Annotated in this window: 9 protein-coding genes; 2 read left to right on the forward strand and 7 right to left on the reverse strand. The window is 49.3% G+C overall.

Features of this window, described 5'->3' with window-relative positions; translation table 11 throughout:
* Nucleotides 1-34 precede the first annotated feature (34 nt).
* Nucleotides 35-1,231 (reverse strand): acetyl-CoA C-acetyltransferase, encoded by a 1,197-nt coding sequence (locus GmarT_RS17745; RefSeq protein WP_002645584.1) that lies wholly within the window; start codon nt 1,229-1,231, stop codon nt 35-37.
* Nucleotides 1,228-3,267: an AMP-binding protein gene (locus tag GmarT_RS17750; RefSeq protein WP_002645583.1), complete on the reverse strand. Its 2,040-nt coding sequence runs from the start codon at nt 3,265-3,267 to the stop codon at nt 1,228-1,230. The genes GmarT_RS17745 and GmarT_RS17750 overlap by 4 nt, the downstream gene beginning before the upstream one ends.
* Nucleotides 3,268-3,573: 306 nt before the next feature.
* On the opposite strand from GmarT_RS17750, the gene GmarT_RS17755 reads away from it, so the two are divergent.
* Nucleotides 3,574-5,652: a M20/M25/M40 family metallo-hydrolase gene (locus GmarT_RS17755; RefSeq protein WP_002645582.1), complete on the forward strand. Its 2,079-nt coding sequence runs from the start codon at nt 3,574-3,576 to the stop codon at nt 5,650-5,652.
* Nucleotides 5,653-5,673: 21 nt separating this feature from the next.
* Here the strand turns inward: GmarT_RS17755 and GmarT_RS17760 are convergent, their stop codons facing one another.
* Nucleotides 5,674-6,726, reverse strand: coding sequence for a DUF481 domain-containing protein (locus tag GmarT_RS17760; RefSeq protein WP_044237120.1), 1,053 nt, complete (start codon nt 6,724-6,726; stop codon nt 5,674-5,676).
* Nucleotides 6,727-7,412: 686 nt separating this feature from the next.
* On the opposite strand from GmarT_RS17760, the gene GmarT_RS17765 reads away from it, so the two are divergent.
* Complete coding sequence (locus tag GmarT_RS17765; RefSeq protein WP_002645580.1) at nt 7,413-8,099, forward strand: hypothetical protein; 687 nt, start codon at nt 7,413-7,415, stop codon at nt 8,097-8,099.
* 30 nt (nt 8,100-8,129) lie between these two features.
* Here GmarT_RS17765 and GmarT_RS17770 read toward each other — a convergent pair whose 3' ends face one another.
* The 4 genes from GmarT_RS17770 to GmarT_RS17785 form a co-directional block, all read right to left on the reverse strand.
* A complete protein-coding gene (locus tag GmarT_RS17770) occupies nt 8,130-11,021 on the reverse strand; it encodes an FG-GAP-like repeat-containing protein (RefSeq protein WP_149303042.1) in 2,892 nt (963 codons plus the stop codon).
* A 204-nt stretch (nt 11,022-11,225) separates the two neighbouring features.
* Nucleotides 11,226-14,783: an efflux RND transporter permease subunit gene (locus GmarT_RS17775; protein ID WP_002645577.1), complete on the reverse strand. Its 3,558-nt coding sequence runs from the start codon at nt 14,781-14,783 to the stop codon at nt 11,226-11,228.
* Nucleotides 14,784-14,795: 12 nt separating this feature from the next.
* Nucleotides 14,796-16,091: an efflux RND transporter periplasmic adaptor subunit gene (locus tag GmarT_RS17780; RefSeq protein WP_230682477.1), complete on the reverse strand. Its 1,296-nt coding sequence runs from the start codon at nt 16,089-16,091 to the stop codon at nt 14,796-14,798.
* A gap of 60 nt (nt 16,092-16,151) precedes the next feature.
* On the reverse strand, nt 16,152-16,607 hold the full coding sequence (locus GmarT_RS17785) for a MarR family winged helix-turn-helix transcriptional regulator (RefSeq protein ID WP_002645575.1): 456 nt from the start codon (nt 16,605-16,607) through the stop codon (nt 16,152-16,154).
* Nucleotides 16,608-16,779 lie beyond the last annotated feature (172 nt).

Genomic DNA, 16,779 nt, shown 5'->3' on the forward strand with positions numbered 1-16,779 from the left:
CTGACCTTATACTTTCTTTTGATGACTAAATCACTCACGCCGCTTCGAATAACATGGCAATCCCCATGCCTCCGCCAATACACAGCGAAGCAATCCCATGTTGTGTCTTCCGCTTCTGCATCTCGTGCAATAGACTAACCGCTATCCGCGAACCACTGGCTCCCAAGGGGTGTCCCAGGGCAATCGCTCCGCCATTCACATTCACCCGCTCCTCATCCCAGTTCAGTGTTTTACCGACAGCCAGAGTTTGAGCCGCAAAGGCTTCGTTCACTTCCAGCAAGCCAATATCTTTCAGTTTAAGTTTTTCAGCTTTCAATAGTGCATCGACTGCGTGAGCGGGTCCCATGCCCATAAATTGTGGATCCAGCCCTACATTGGAAAACGCGCGAATCCAAGCCAGGGGTTGCAGTTTATTGTCTTCAACAAAACTTTCGCCAGCAATCAGCAAAGTCGCGGCACCATCATTGATTCCAGAGGAATTCGCAGCTGTCACAGTACCTTCCGGTTTAAACGCAGGCCGTAAACAGGAGATCGTTTCATAACTGGTCCCTTTGCGGGGATATTCATCGTCAGTGACCAGGGTTGCTTCTTTTTTCCTGCTCGTGACGTGAACGCTCACGATCTCCTTTTCGAATTTCCCGGCTTCGATGGCTGCCTGACAGCGTTCCTGACTTTGAACCGCATAGCGATCTTGTGCCTCGCGGGAGATATCATATTTCTCGGAAAGGTTTTCAGCCGTTATTCCCATGTGACAGTCGTAAAAGGCATCCCACAAGGCATCGTGAATCATGGAATCCACAAGTTGCTGATTTCCCATCCGGTAACCACTGCGGGCACCCTGCAGCAGATACGGAGCATTACTCATACTTTCCATGCCCCCTGCCAGCACAACGCGGGCATTGCCACACAGAATCGACTGCACACCCAAAGCGACTGATTTCAAACCAGAACCACACACCATATTCACCGTGGTCGCGGGCACGCCGAATGGCATACCTGCGTTGAGTGCCACCTGCCGGGCCGGGTTCATACCACACCCCGCCGTAAATACCTGCCCCAGAAATACCTCATCGACCTGTGAGGCACTCAGTTGCCCCCGTTTCAATGTTTCCTTAGCGACAATCGTTCCCAGGTTGACTGCGGAGAGATCTTTAAAAGCCCCGTTGAAAGCACCGATCGGTGTGCGGGCGGCACTGAGTACGGCGACTCTTGTCTGTTTCTGCTGACTCATAATTCCTCATTCTGATATAAATCACGTAATTTTCGCCGCATCACTTTATTAGATGCGGTTCGGGGCAATTGTTCGATTTCTCGAACGGCATGGATTTTGAAAAGCGGATTGAGCTGACTGCGAATGATCTGCTGCATCTGCTGCTGTATCTCTGCTGCGACAAATGCTGCTCCTTCTTGCATCACCATAAAAATCACCAACTGGCCTGGTCCTCCTCCTGAAGGAGGAACCGCAATCGCAGCGACTTCTCGCACTCCAGAAGTTTGCGTCAACAGCTCTTCAATCTGTACAGAGCTGACCTTGATCCCTCCCAGATTCATGGCATCATCAACGCGTCCATGCGCCCGAAAGTAGCCGCCGGGTAACGCTTCAATCTGGTCACCATGACGGCGGAGCACCTGACCGTCGGGTCCTGGTGCAATATCAGCATAATAGACTTCATGATGATCCCGGTTGATCAATCGCGTTGAGAGTCCAATCACGGGGGGAACAAAGAAGACTTCGCCATTTGCAGTTTCCTTGCCAGTTTCGTTTAATAACAGCCATTCAAAACCGAGCGCCGGACAGGAGAACAGACCGGGAACGCCTGGTTTGAGGACGGTCCCCGTGATATATCCGCCTCCAGTTTCCGTTCCCCCACAATATTCAATCACAGGACGGTATCCGGCACGTGACATCAGCCACAACATGTCATCTGGATTCGAACACTCACCTGTGGAGCTGAAAACCTTGATGTGAGACCAGTCCAGTCCCGCGGTCGTTTCCTGACTTCGCCAGGCCGATACGATGCTTGGCACCAGTCCCAGCATGGTAACGCCTGCATTCTGAACGAATTCACAAAACCGGCGACTGGTGGGCACAGCATCTGACAGAGCAATCGTGGCATCATTGATCAACGCGGCGTACACAAGCCAGGGTCCCATCATCCACCCCAGATTGGTCGGCCAACAGACAATGTCTCCTGCATGAATATCATGATGTAGATACCCATCACCCGCTGATTTGATCGGTGTTGTCTGATCCCAGGGGATGCCTTTGGGATTGCCCGTTGTTCCCGACGAAAACAGAATCGTCGTTTCATCCTGTGGTTTTCGGGGCACACAGTTCAGTTCCAGGCTCGCTGAGAGAAAATCCGACCACAGTTGATCATGCTCGCGAAGTGAAACGGTATGCGATGCCGATTCCGGCAGCACGACCGCCGGTAACTCAGACAAGGATTCCAGTTTCGCATACAAGGGCAATTGACGTCCATTACGGGTAATGACATCCTGAATGAAGATCAGCCGAGGTGCGGTAATTTTCAGACGCACCTGCATTTCTTCGGCGGAAAAACTGTCTGCGATAGTGACGACTACACAACCGGCAGCAATGATCCCCAGGAAGATGGCCACCGATTCAGGAGTCATCGGCAACATTACGGCAATACGTTCCCCCGGTTCGATGCCCGCCTCTGTTAAACCATTCGCTACTCGCGCTGTTAATGCTCTCAGTTCCCGATAACTGAGTTGCTGTACTTCGTCGGTACTGCGTTGGAACAGAATCGCGATTTGCTCTGATTTCTCCCGCAGACAGGATTCCACGATGTTCAACGACGCACCCCTGAGCCACTCAATCTGCTCGACACCAGCGTGCAGATCCATGATCTGCTTAGGTGATTCCCGAAACTGGATTCTCAGAGATTCTAATAACTTCGCCGTAAATTCCACCCGGTTAGAAACTGACCAGTCGTAAACGGCAGCAAAACCATCCAGTTTCAAATCAAACACCCATTCCGCGAGATGAGAATGATTGTGTTCCCGTTCACCAGGAAACCAGGCTGGTGCCGGCTCACCGTTTGAAATACATTTCTCAAAAACATGCTGGTACAAATATTGATGAACGCTGAACGGGATCTCTGCGGTCAGGACTTCTGTAATCAGAAAATGCCAGAGTTCCTTCTCCGATGTGACGGGGATCTGTTTCAGTAAATCAACCAGCTGTGTCGCGTCCTGTGCTGGTAGACCACAGTCGATTAGCGCTGCTGTGGAAATCTCCATTGATGGTTCCATTATCAATCGGGGGTCTCAAGTCTGTATAAAAAATAAACTCTAACCGTTCCCCCATCAAATCGCCAGTTCAGGCTTGTTCCACATAAATGCAACAGTCAAAATGAGTTGAGATCCACTTTGATTTTCCATTTAATCCTGGGGACTGACTTCCATTCCGTCTGGCAAATGCGAAAATAGAACATACGGTAACTTGAATGACGGGGGACATCGCCTTGTCATTCCAACACGCGCGCCATTGTTGACGTAGTACGTAAAGTCCTGTTTTACAGACAAATCAAAAGAGAAAGAGGTTTTATGTCTGACTGGAATATTAAATCTGCAATTAATATCATTGGTTACAGAGCCTGTTTATTCACACTGGTCAGTTTGAGCCTGTTTTCCAACTCAGACTCTTCTCTCGTATACGGTGAAACTCCTGCAAGCCCCGTCAAACCCGAGGTCAAAGCCCAATCAGAACCCGATTCTACCAGTGGAAAACGTATGCTGGATGCGATCAAATACCTGGCATCTGACGAGCTGGAGGGACGCGGTGTCGATACACAAGGCATTAACCAGGCTGCAGATTTTATCGCCAGAGAGTTTCAACAGGCCGGTTTGAATGTAAAGGTCATCGAAGAGGGTGCGTTCCAGAAATTCACGATCAATACCGGTAGTAAACTGGGACCGGTGAACCAGCTGGAACTGACGGGCCCGGACGGAAAAACGATTCCCCTGAAATACGACCATGATTTTCGCGCCTGCTCTTTTGGAGGCTCGGGAAAATTCGATGCGGAACTGGTATTCTGCGGTTATGGCATTGATGCTGACGATCTGAAATACAATGATTACGCTGATGTGGACGTCAAAGACAAAGTCGTGATCATCATGCGGCGGACGCCTCAACAGGGAGATAAAAAAAGCCCGTTTGCCGGCGCCCATGGAATCTCCCGTTATGCTGCCCTGCGGTATAAGGTCAGCACGGCTTTCGGTAAAGGAGCCAAAGCGATTCTGTTCGTGAATGACTACTATTCTACCGAGGAAAATAAAAAGGAAGCGAAAGAACTGGAACAGGATGCCGTCGAAGAACTGATTACAGCGACAGATAACTGGTCAAAAGCGAACGAAAAAAAACAGGAAGAAGCAGAACGCGAACTCAAAAAAGCACTCCATGATATTCAACAGGCGCGCCAGGTTTTAAAAGATGCAAAGTTCGATAAGCTGATGGAGTTCGGTTACGCCGGCAGTGGTGATGGTCGCTCTATACCGATCGCGCATATTTCCATAGATGCCTGTAACCAGCTGTTCAAAGCCGCCGGAAAGCCCCTGCTGAAGGAACTGGAAAAGAACATTGATCAAGATCTGAAACCGGAAAGTTTCGCCCTGACAGACTGGAAAGCCAAAGGTGAAATCTCTGTCGAACAGATACGTACGGAAATCAAAAATGTGATTGGCGTGCTCGAAGGAAAAGGCCCGCATGCTGATGAAACAATCGTGATTGGAGCCCACTACGATCACGTGGGATATGGAGGCGAAGGCTCACTGGCCCCCGGTTCGACAGACGTCCATAACGGAGCAGATGACAATGCCTCCGGAACCGTCGCGCTCATTGAACTGGCACGTAAACTGGCAGCCCGTAAAACACCACTGCCGCGTCGAATCGTCTTTATTGCATTTACCGGCGAAGAGCGAGGGCTGATTGGTTCCGCGCATTATGTCAAAAACCCTGTGTTTGATATCAAGAATACCGTTGCCATGTTGAATATGGATATGGTCGGGCGACTGACCGATGATAAACTCACGGTCTTCGGTACGGGAACGGCTCCCCGCTGGGAAAAACTGGTTAAGGAAACAGCAAAAACATACGATTTGAAGCTCTCACTCAAACCAGAGGGTTTTGGTCCCAGTGATCACAGTTCCTTCTACGGTAAGCAAATCCCCGTGCTCCACCTGTTTACCGGCACTCACAGCGACTATCATCGACCTTCCGATGACTGGGACAAAATCAACATCCCCGGCATGCAGCGAGTGGTCGGTTTCCTGGAGGAGATCGCCATAGCGACTGCCGAAAACCCGAAACGTCCTGAGTATGTGAAAATCGAACGCCCTGCTGCGACGATGCGCTCTGGCAATCGTCCTTATTTTGGCAGTATTCCTGATTTTGGGGGCGAAGGTCCCGGCTATCATATTTCCGGTGCTTCTCCCGGAAGCCCTGCTGATAAAGCGGGTCTGAAAGCCGGTGACACGATCGTCAAAATGGGAAAAACAAAAATCGACGGACTGGATGACTTCGATCTGGCACTGCGTATGTTCTCCCCAGGAGAGGAGGTAGAAGTGACAGTCCTACGTGAGGGAAAACGGGTCAAACTGACTGTTAAACTGGGAAAACCCAAATAAACTCGGCAGCAATTGAGACAATTATTTGCGCGTATAAACCAGTGAGACACTTCCCGTATAGTCGCTTTTTTTGCGTCCGGCGTTGGGAAACGAGTTATAAATCTGCAGCAGCCCCACTCGCAGATTCCAGCGATCCTGATTATCCAGTTTGAACAACAGACCGGTTTCGGTAGTGACACGTAAAATCCGTGCGATATCTACACTGGGAGTCCAGGTCTGCTTATGTTCCAGCTTGATGTGATCGGAAAGTGGATACTTGAACTCAAGCTCTGCAAATATATCGAACGTGGTTCGTTTTAAGGTGGGGCTGTTATAAATTTCGCGCGTTCCACCAGGACCGATACGCACAATCAGTCGTCGATCATCTTCGTTAATAAACCGATATCCCAGACCAGATGAAATCGTGCCGCGCCAGTCCAGATTTTCGAATTCATCGTATGTATTTTTATTCGTGAAGAAGACGATCCAGTTAGTCGAGCGTGCGATATCTAAAGTGGCATTTCCATACCAGCGATTGGCATCCCGAACTCCATTCGATTGCCCCCAGCGACCACCAATTTCAAATTCAAACAAGTTATTATTGTCAGATTTTTCGAGGTTCAGTCCAGTTGTGACATAACTACGATCGGTATTCCCCGCCAGATATGACCCCCCCAGTTCGAATCGTTTTGTCCAGATTTCGACATACTCCCAGCATTGATCGGAGTATTCTGTGATTTGACCGAAAGCCGATTCTTCATCCACCCCCTCATCCAGATCGGGGGCCACTCCCAATGGCTCAGGTACAGGAACCTGATTGATCATTGAGGGTAATGGTGGTAGTTCTGCATTGTCATTACTGATCAGGAGTTGATCATCCTTACCTGACTGGGTACCGGCCTCCTGGTATTCCAGACGATCGACGTTCTCGAGCAGAATGGAGTGCACTTGTCCGTCCGGCAGCCGGAACAAAATGTTTCCATCCTCAAAACCTATGCTTTCACCTGAAAAATACTCGCCACTCTTCAGATAAAGTGTTTCCACTTCGCTGTCTTCAGCCGAATACACAATGCCCGTCAACCCCCACAGACACACTAAATGTATCAGTAAGAATCTTAAGCGATTTTCAGATTGAATAAAGGGGGTAGAACAACCCATTTAACCATCCGTGGCTGTACAACTCAGTTGTGAGATTCAGGATATCGTTGTGGAGTTCACAAATTCAGAACGGGAGAGAGGGGGTCGGATTCTAGTAAGCATCCGGATTCACTGCAATGTGTTTTTGTAAATAGTCTTTGGATCTGGCAAGGGATGTATCCTGTTCAGAAACAAGACCGATAAATCATCTTAAACCACTATTAAGCAGTCACTTATATAACATTTGAATACAAAACGCTTTGTATTTTTTTCTGACTCCGATGTATCGTAACAATCAGAGGGAATGCATCAGTTTTGACCGTTTTGGTCCTGCAAATCAGATCCGGTAACTTGTCTGATCAGCATAACCGGATCTTTTAACTGTCTGGAACTCCTTCTGTATCTCATCCTTCCGGCTTTCCTGCCTCAAACTCAGCAAAAAAGCAGACAAGATCCTGAGTACTTCAGACCGCGCCTGATTTTGCGTGCTAGAGTTTTTTGATTGCAGTTCGTTCCGGGCCAGCAGCAGTAATGAACTTACTGACCAGTCAACACAACAAACCAAAACATTAAGCAATACATGGGCTGTTCCAGCCCGGTTGGTGACATGATTGTTGCCTGTCGTGAGGGGGAAAGATTGAATTATGGGATTTTTGAAACGATTCTTGAAGACGACTTATCGTGATAATGCCGCCGGTAAAGCGCGCAGCAGTTTCGAAAGTCTCTCGGAAGATCAGCTGGAAACACATTTGAGAATTGCCAAATATGGCAACTTCATGCTGACTGATGCCATCCGTCCTTCTTACGACCTGGAAGTCGTACCTCAGGCAGGCTATCGTCACGATGTTTACACCGATAAAGAGACCGGGATTAAAATCCCTGTCCTGATGGCGTCCGCTTCCCGGGAAATCCTGTTTGACCTCTTTATTGACCTGCTGGATCCGCTGGGACATGAAGTCGATGTCGTACTGGAAACCAGCCACGACGGTTCTAACAACCAGCATCAGGACCTGTATCGCGAACACATGGATCTGCCTGTTCTGAAAAGTACGCTCTACGATTACGAAGACCTGCTCCTGAATGATGGCTGTGCGGGAATTGCTGTTTTGAACCCACAGATTCCTCTGGAAGTTCAGTTCGATGAACACAAGCTGCTGATTATGTATGGCCAGGGAATTGAACAGTTTGAACAGACACTGGACGAATATGGGATCCCACATATCACCGACCTGAAATTTATCACAGAGGCAGAACACGTGCACTCATCCAGTGATGAATCTATTGAAGAGCTGGATCAGTTGAAGTATCGCCTCGGCATCGATTTCGAATAATCCGAATCCCTGCGCACCGCTCAGGACATCTCATTCGTAGATTCGTTTGACAGATGGTGCTGCCTGCCCTTCGATCAGTTGAATCTCCTGATCAACGGCGATCCCTTCGAAAACCTGCTTCAGACCTGAAGGCCAGCTTACTTCGAGCTGCACATCAGTCGTGATCGTGCCAGTTCCAAAAACCAGATCACGTTGATTCCGCGCCTGATACCCGTCGCCGGCTGTCAATTGACGCACGAGTGTCTGCCCATTTCTTTTCAATCGCACTGTTGTGCCAATGGCATCGCGGCTGGATTTGGTCCCCGTCAGAGTAACGACAAGCCGATGACCGTGTGATTTTGTCGTATTTTTAAGCAGAGCTACTGGCTGATCCAGACTGCCCACTACCGCCTCTTCCAGGCCATCTCGATTCCAGTCGAGTCGAGCCAGCCCTCTTCCCAACCTCTTCTGTTGAAAAAATGGCCCTGATTCAGGTATCTGCAATTCCTGAAATATTCCTTTCCCCCGATTCAACATCAACAGGGGCTTCATTTGCCAGGGAACCGCGTCGGCAGACAGATTTTCGACATGCCCATTGACAATCAGTAGATCCAGCAGACCATCCAGGTCCGCATCCAGAAACTGTGTTCCAAATCCAAGTTGATAGAGGGTCGTATCGGCCATATTCGCCCGCTGCGTTCCATCAATAAACGAATCAGGAGAAAGCTGTCGGTATAACGTATTTGTTTCCCGGAAATAGTTAGTCACATAAATATCGAGCAGACCATCTGTATCAGCGTCACCCGCTGCAACCCCCATACAGGCTTCTGTTCGCCCTTGCGCGTTGAAAGCCAGTCCTGACAACAGTGCCTCTTCCTGGAATGTTGTCTTTCCCGTTCCCTGGTTCACCATAAAAAAATTAGCAACCGCATCATTGGCGATAAACAGATCAGGAAACCCCTTCCCCTTCAGATCCGCTGCAACAATTCCCAGCCCTTTTCCCTCAGCGACCTGGATACCAGAAGATGAAGTAATATTTTCAAACTGACCGTTATTCATATTCTCGAATAACTGATCCTGTGCCGCGGGAAAGTTCAAAGGCATACAGGACCTCAATGATCCATCAACAGTTTGACAGACGCGATCAAAAATATCATCTCCGGTGAGATAATTGACAGCGTAAATCTCCGGTCCGCCATCGCCGTTCAAATCAGCAATCAGACAACTGGTTGTCCAGTCGTCCTCTGCCCCTTTCGCCTGATCTGATTCTGTATAAGTTCCGTCTCCATTATTCAGATACAGTCGATTGAAACCGATGTTACCCACATAGATATCATCAAAACCATCATTATTCAGATCTCCGATCGTAACGCCCTGACTGAATCGGTTTTCAAAAATTCCCGTTGAACCAGTTACGTCACGAAATGTTCCATCTCCCTGATTTTCAAACAGACGATCATAATATTGCTTCTGCTGTTCATTCGCAGGCCAAGTGGCTCCCTGTGTCAGATAGAGATCAGGCCAGCCATCCGCATTAAAATCCAGGACGCCAACTCCCCCGCCGGTGAATTCATACATTTTATGATCAGTACCAGGCCAATCATGGCCATTAAAATACTGAAAGGAAACCCCCGCCACTTCAGAAACTTCCTCAAACGAGATGGAAGAGATCACATCCTCCTCATCGCGCCGAATTGTTGGCTCTGTCATTCTTTCCCCTGAAACCGACTTCTGTATGGGGAGCGCTAACTGCGCGACAGGATTCCTGCCTGCAATCATTCTGGTCAGTTCCAAGCCGGTCAGTTCAGGTTCAAGATCACGCATCGTTATCTGAGCCCACTCCAGTTGAGGGTCGATCAGCAGTGAAGCCCGACTCCAGCCATACGCTTCCCAGAACAAGCCCAGCTCTTTTGCCAGCGCGACCATCTGCGGCGCAACCTGAAGATCTCTATCACCATAGACCACTTTGACGAGCCCTTCATACTTCTGCAGTTTCTTCGCGTACTCCAGCAGTCTCTCCGCATTCTGATTTCCCGCCTGTTTCAACAGTTGTCCCAGTTGATAGCAGGCTGTCGAATTCGTTGAATCCCGTTTGAGCGTTTCTGCAAAACAACGAATGGCTAAGTCCGTTTTCCCCTGTTTCTGATACCATTGTCCTTCGATACTCCAGATATCGGGATGTTGGCGAACATGATCTGACAGGGAACCCTGCCATTTCCTGAAGAGATTTTCTTCATTGTTCAGTAACAGAATTTGCCCCAGTAATACCTGCGCCTGACTCAGTTCGGGTTGAGCCGAAACCAGTTTCACCAATCGTACTTCCGCGGCGGCATATTCCTGCCGGTCCATTTCCTGCCGTGCTTCAACAAGTTGAACCAGTGGATCTTCCGGTGCCACTTCTGAATACTCAGAAATCAGCTGTGGATTTTCCAGAGACCGGTCACTCATTGCCAGCAGATAGAGAATCAGGGGATTAATACGGTCCTGTTTAAGCAGTTTGATCCTGACTGGAACCGCTTCCCAGGAACGCGCGGTCAGTCCATACAGGTAAGATAACCGCTCAAGAAGGTGTGAATCATCGGGAAACGACTTCTGCGCTCGTAAAAATTCATCCTGTGCTTTTGACAGCTGTTTCAGCTGAAACAGATAGAGTTCGCCGGAACGGGTTCTGGCTTTTAATGACTCACGACTGCCATTATCGGGGACATGCTCATAATACCAAATGACCTCAACCGGCTTACGTTCTTTGACCGCGATCTCAGCCCCCAGCATGGCTGCCGGAACCTGGTGTGAAGGAGTATCGAGCAACTGATTCACAAGCTGTTTCGCTTCTTCATTTTTACCCATGCGGAATGCATAAGATGCCCGTTGAAAGATCGCGTCTGGTTCCTGCTCCAGCATTCCTGAAAAATAGGTAGTCAATCCCACAGTCAGAAGTATCACACTGATCCAGATAGCACGCACCACAGTTTTGATACTTTCACACTACAAAAGGAGTTTTCTGCCTGGGCGAATCCGAATGACTTCACAGAACATGTCTACTTTCCCTCCGGAAGGGAAGTGAGCACTGGGATCACCCCCAATCCGCGCTGTCACATAATGTATTCTATGAGGACAGCTTACCCGGCACTACCAGGCAAGCTCGTTTTATACAGTTACATTTTCCTTCGATTCCACTTCCACCTCAGGAGATGCAGCAGTTTCTTGAGGCCGTTTAAATGTGCCGGGTCGTAACAGATTCAGTCCCCATGCTTTGGCGTCCATCGTTAAACTGAATAGCGTGGGAACCAGTATCAGTGTAAACAGAGTGGAAACAATCAAACCGCCCAGCACCACACTTCCCAGTCCGCGATAGAGTTCACTTCCTGCTCCGGGGAACAAAACCAGAGGTAACAGGCCCAGCACGGTTGTGGTAGTTGTCATAAAGATCGGCCGAATACGGGTTCGGATACTTTCCAGAATCGCTTCCCGGGGAGTCATACCATCCTCATTGATATGATTCAGAGACTGGTGAATGATCAGAATCGGGTTGTTCACCACCGTTCCGATCAGAATCACAAAGCCCAACATGGTAAGCACATCCAGAGTCTGCAGCATGAATAGATTCAGAATACTGAGCCCCAGAATTCCACCGACCGCGCCGAGGGGCACACTGAATATAATAACCAGCGGATACAGCCACGATTCGAACAATGCCGCCATCAACAGGTAGGTAATCATCAACGCCAGCAGTACATTAAACTGCAAAGCCGCCCAGGTATCGCGTAGCTTATCGGCTGTACCGGAAAGGTTGATACGATAGCCGCCTGCCAGCTGTCCGTTTTCGCGCATCGGCTGAACGATTTCTGACTGAATCTGATCCATGGCATCTTCCAGCGCCATTTCTTCAGGGGGCGACACTTCAATCGTAATCGCACGCTGCCGCTCACGATGATTCACCTGTTCCGGCCCACTTGTGATTTCCACATCCGCCAAAGCTCCTAATGAAACCAGTCTACCATCCGGAGTTGCTACCGAGAGGGCTGCCACATCCTGAGTATTCTGAATATGACGTGATTGACCGATGATCGTCAGATCGATTTTATCTCCGCCCAGGTAGTAATCGCCAGCAAATGCACCATCAATCAGCGCATTGGCCGTATACCCGAGATCGGCGCTACTGACTCTATTTTCAGCAGCCTGCATCAATTTCGGTTGGATATGTACTTCCGGACTGGAAAGATCGAGACTGGGAATCGGACGTACCTGTGCATTGGGGATCATTTGCTTGGATTTCCCCAGAATCTGCCCCCCCATAGCAACCAGCTTCTCAAGATCGGGACCTATGATTTCGATTTCAATTGTCCGTCCCCCAGTCAATCCCTGTTCAAACAGACTGGACTGTTTTGCTACGGTAAAAGTCCCGGGCAGTTTTGATCCTGCCTGCTGCACCAGGGGAATCAGTTCCGCAACACGCTGAGAATCAAAAGCGCGAATCCCCATAAAGACCTGACGTCCACGTGCCACAAAGAAAAAGTCTCCAATGACAGGATAATTCAGTTGCTTTGCTTCATCACTCTCCGGGTCAATGTCCCAGTAAGGGCGTAGATCTGACTCAACCGACTCCCCAAGTTCCATCAACTGGTTCAGGTTGTAGCCGGGAGGCGGAATTAAAATACAGAAAATCAGATTCCGGTTACCGGTCGGCAGATATTCCACTTTCGGCCATAACTGCCAGCTGACACCAACCGCGGCTCCCACCAGCAGGCAGACCACAACCAGTCGTCTCATAATCCCTTTCTGAATCCAGGCATTCATACCCACAATCGACTTCACAAATAAGGCGCCGCCTGATTCAATCGGCCCAATAACAGCACGATGCAGAGCGCCTTTTTTCACGGTTTGATCAATATCATCTTCCGGGTGACTGGAAATCTGGTGGTCTTCAAGCCCCTGGTCATCTCGTTTATGCAGTAGACGTGCTGAAGCAGTTGAAATCAAAGTCATCGAAACAATGAGTGACAGACCGACGGCTGCACTAATAGCCAGCGCGATATCTTGAAATAACTGCCCCGCTTCTTCCTCAATGAAAACCACAGGCAGGAATACGGCAATGGTCGTTAAAGTCGAGGCCAGAACTGCGCCCCAGACCTCTTGTGTCCCCTTAATCGCCGCCTGAAAAGGAGATTCTCCCAGTGAATAACGTCTATAAATATTTTCCAGCACGACCACTGCGTTGTCGACGAGCATCCCGACCGCAAAAGCAAGACCAGCCAGACTGATTACGTTTAAGGAACGCCCCAGCGCGCCCAGAATCAGGAAGGTACCAATGATACTGGTCGGAATCGCCAATCCGACCACTAATGCTCCACGGGCAAACCAGAATCCAGACCCAATAATCAATGCCAGACTGACAGCAAAAAACCAGGGAGAGATAAAAGTCGCAGCGACGGCTGTAACAATAATAAAAGGCACGACGATCAGCGTACGCATACCCAGGTGCAGAAATGACATCAATACGATCATGGTCAGTGCACCGCCGATAAAGATATTGTTCTTCACCAGGTCGACTGAAGAATATATATAATCGGTTTCATCATAAACCTGCACCAGTTGCAGCCCACGTGGTTTGAGAATATTTTCGTCGATGTCTTTGACCGCTTCTCGCAAGCCATCCATGATATCCAGAACATTGGCACCGGTTTCACGGACACAGTTGATTGCAATACTCGACTCACCAAACCGTCTGACCAGACCATCTGGCTTTTTGTAACCCAGACGTACTTCTGCTACATCTCGCACATAGACCGGCGCACCATTACTGACCGCAAGCAACTGATTCTCAACTTCTTCTTTATTTCGAAACTGTCCCAGCGTTCGCACGACCCAGCGACGTTTCCCTTCCCAGAAGTCACCGGCCGATGTATCCTCATTTTGACCTCTGAGCACATTGCGAACATCACTGATCGTTAACTGCCGTGCCGCCAGTTGCTCGGAGTCCACCACCACCTGTAATTCATCTTCCAGACCACCTAATACGTTTGACTGGGAAACGCCTGAAACACGTTCGAATCGCGCTTCAATTTCGTCTTCTGCGAAACGCCGTAATTTCGTGACTTCGATATCTTTTTCAGGAAGAATTCCACCACGAACTGCTGGATATTCTTCAGCCAGCAGACGCAACCGCAGCATCGCCAGCCCCGGATTGGGAGTATTGCGAACGATCTCAAGCTGTTCTTTGACTTCCGGGTGGGCCTCCTGAAATGCGACAATTTTTTCATCAGAAGGCAGACGACTGCTGAGAATGAACCAGGCAATCGGGCGATCTGCAGCATTCGCTGTACTGATGATTGGCTGATCGGCGTCTTCTGGATACTCGGGAACCTGTTGCAGACGGGAATTCACCTTCAGTAAGGCTTCATCCATGTTGGTACCAACCAGGAACTCCAGCGTGATGGTCCCTTTAGAATCCGCGCTTTCCGAACTCAGTTTGGTAATACCTTCCACGCTCTTTAGCTGTTCTTCCTGCTCCAGTACAATTTCACGTTCCACTTCCTGCGGACTGGCACCAGGCCAGCGCGTTTCGACTGTAATTGTAGGACGTTGTACTTCGGGCGTCAGTTGCATCGGCATGCGCGTCAGAGAAACCAGGCCGAACAATACGGTCATCAACACGCCCACTGTCACTTTGACGGGATTATGTACAATGGCATTAATCAGATTCATTGTTGTTCCTCTTTAACCGTCAGTATTAATGGCTTTGGCTGTGGGTAGGGCATCGGGTTCCAGGACATTTGAGATCATGACATCCTGCCCGGGATGTAAACGTTCATTGCCTCGAATGACCACATAGCCCCCACTCTCCAGGTCCCCTTTCACCTGAATCAGACGGCCATCAGCTACGCCTACCTGTACGGGAACCGCACGTGCCTTACCCAGTTTGGAGTTTTTCTTTCCTGGCTCCACCACATAGATCATAGGAGTCGGTCCTCCCAGAACGAGAGCATCTTTGGAAACCATTAACGCCTTCAACCTGGGACCGGTAGGGAGAACAGCCCGCGCCAGCATACCTGATTTCAGCAATGGGCCGTCTTTCCTAATCTCATTTTTAAGACGAACCTTCACCGGAAATGTTCGTGCTCTGATATCTGCCTGTGGCACAATCATTACCACTTCGCCCGTAAAGACTTGATTGGGAATGGCGGGGATTTCGACCCGGACTTCCGATTTCAGTTGAACATGCGGTACATGATTTTCCAGGACCTGCACACTGACATCAACGTGATCCAGAGCAATCACTTCTGCGACCAGTTCTCCTGAATTCACCCATTGACCAACTTCAGTATGTTCCGCAACCACGTAACCATCAAAGGGGGAGATGATTGTATGTTTGACAACCTGGCTTTCGAGTTTGTCGACCAGCGCCTGTTGAACGGCTACCCGGGCCTTCGCCTGCGCAATCTGCTCCTTGCGGGGACCTTCTACGGCCAGCTTATAAGCAGCTTCCGCTTCCGAAAACATTTCTTCTGCGCGAATTGATTCGGACACGACCGCCTGAATATCATCATCATTAACTGCTTTTCTGGCATACAGTGATTCCAGGCGTTTTAGACGTTTCTGCTGATATTCACTGTCTGCTTTCGCAGCCATCATTAATGCTTTCGCCCGTTTAATTTCGTCGGGTCGCGTTCCATTTACCAGTTCATTCAATTCCTCTTTTCGCAGATCAAGAGTCGCTTTTTCGGAATCCAATTCGAGGTTAATTGTGTTCGTCAGCAACTGAGCCAATGGTTGCCGGGCACGAACAAAGTCTCCTTCATTCACGGGAAACTCTGCCACACGCCCACCGACAGCACTGCCAATCACACTTCGTTTAATGGGCATTACAGTCCCCACGAAGGTTTGGCCCGAGGCAACTTCACGTTCGACGATCTTTGCCACATCGACATTCGCAGGCCCCCGTTGTGCCGGAAGTGGCTGGGCTGCCATGATCATTGCACAAATCACTACAGCAAGACTGGTTGCTATTCTCATTTGATTCCTCAACGTTTTATCAAGTTTGTTGAATCTGCCTGAAGGAAGAATTTTGGTGGTTCAGGAACTTTCAAGTTCCGGGACATTGGCTCCCAGGTTTTCCTGAACCTGGGCCAACAGCACTTTTAATGTCTGCACCTGTTCGGGAGTCATGCCTTCGGTTGCTTTCTTCCTGAGACGTTTAAGACAGGCCACCATCTTTGACCAGACCGGCTTGGCTTCCGGTAAGACAGTGATCACTTTACGACGGCGGTCCTGGGGATCATTCTCGCGCGTGATCCATTGATCGCGTTCCATTCGGTCCAGAATGCGTACCAGTGTGGGAGGCTCGATCATCATCCGGTCAGCCAGCTCAACCTGCGAGAGAGGCCCTTCATAAACCAGCCAGCCAATGACCTGAAACTGACGAAACGTGATCCCGTAAGGAAGCAATTCCTGATTCAATGCATCCTGATAAAAGTGAGAGGTCATGGTGATCCAGTAACCGACACTTTCTTCAAAGTCATATTGCAGCATCAGTTTCTCCCTGTAATTCGAGAATTCGAATTCATTAGCCACGCTAATCATTAGCCCTGTTATACTAATTGGGTCTACCCTGTGACAAGACCTGAATTCGCGATCTATCCCGCATTGAAGCTTTTATTTAAGCTGTTTGAGGAGATCCAGCGTTTTTTTCAGGGAAAGAGAC

Origin of the sequence: Gimesia maris (assembly GCF_008298035.1) — a bacterium.
Classification (GTDB): domain Bacteria; phylum Planctomycetota; class Planctomycetia; order Planctomycetales; family Planctomycetaceae; genus Gimesia; species Gimesia maris.

What these genes read in the sequence shown, in the direction of transcription:
- GmarT_RS17745 (WP_002645584.1), bottom strand. Translation starts at nt 1,231, where the DNA reads ATGAGTCAGCAGAAACAGACAAGAGTCGCCGTACTCAGTGCCGCCCGC.
- GmarT_RS17750 (WP_002645583.1), bottom strand. Translation starts at nt 3,267, where the DNA reads ATGGAGATTTCCACAGCAGCGCTAATCGACTGTGGTCTACCAGCACAG.
- GmarT_RS17755 (WP_002645582.1), top strand. Translation starts at nt 3,574, where the DNA reads ATGTCTGACTGGAATATTAAATCTGCAATTAATATCATTGGTTACAGA.
- GmarT_RS17765 (WP_002645580.1), top strand. Translation starts at nt 7,413, where the DNA reads ATGGGATTTTTGAAACGATTCTTGAAGACGACTTATCGTGATAATGCC.
- GmarT_RS17775 (WP_002645577.1), bottom strand. Translation starts at nt 14,783, where the DNA reads ATGAATCTGATTAATGCCATTGTACATAATCCCGTCAAAGTGACAGTG.
- GmarT_RS17780 (WP_230682477.1), bottom strand. Translation starts at nt 16,091, where the DNA reads ATGAGAATAGCAACCAGTCTTGCTGTAGTGATTTGTGCAATGATCATG.
- GmarT_RS17785 (WP_002645575.1), bottom strand. Translation starts at nt 16,607, where the DNA reads ATGCTGCAATATGACTTTGAAGAAAGTGTCGGTTACTGGATCACCATG.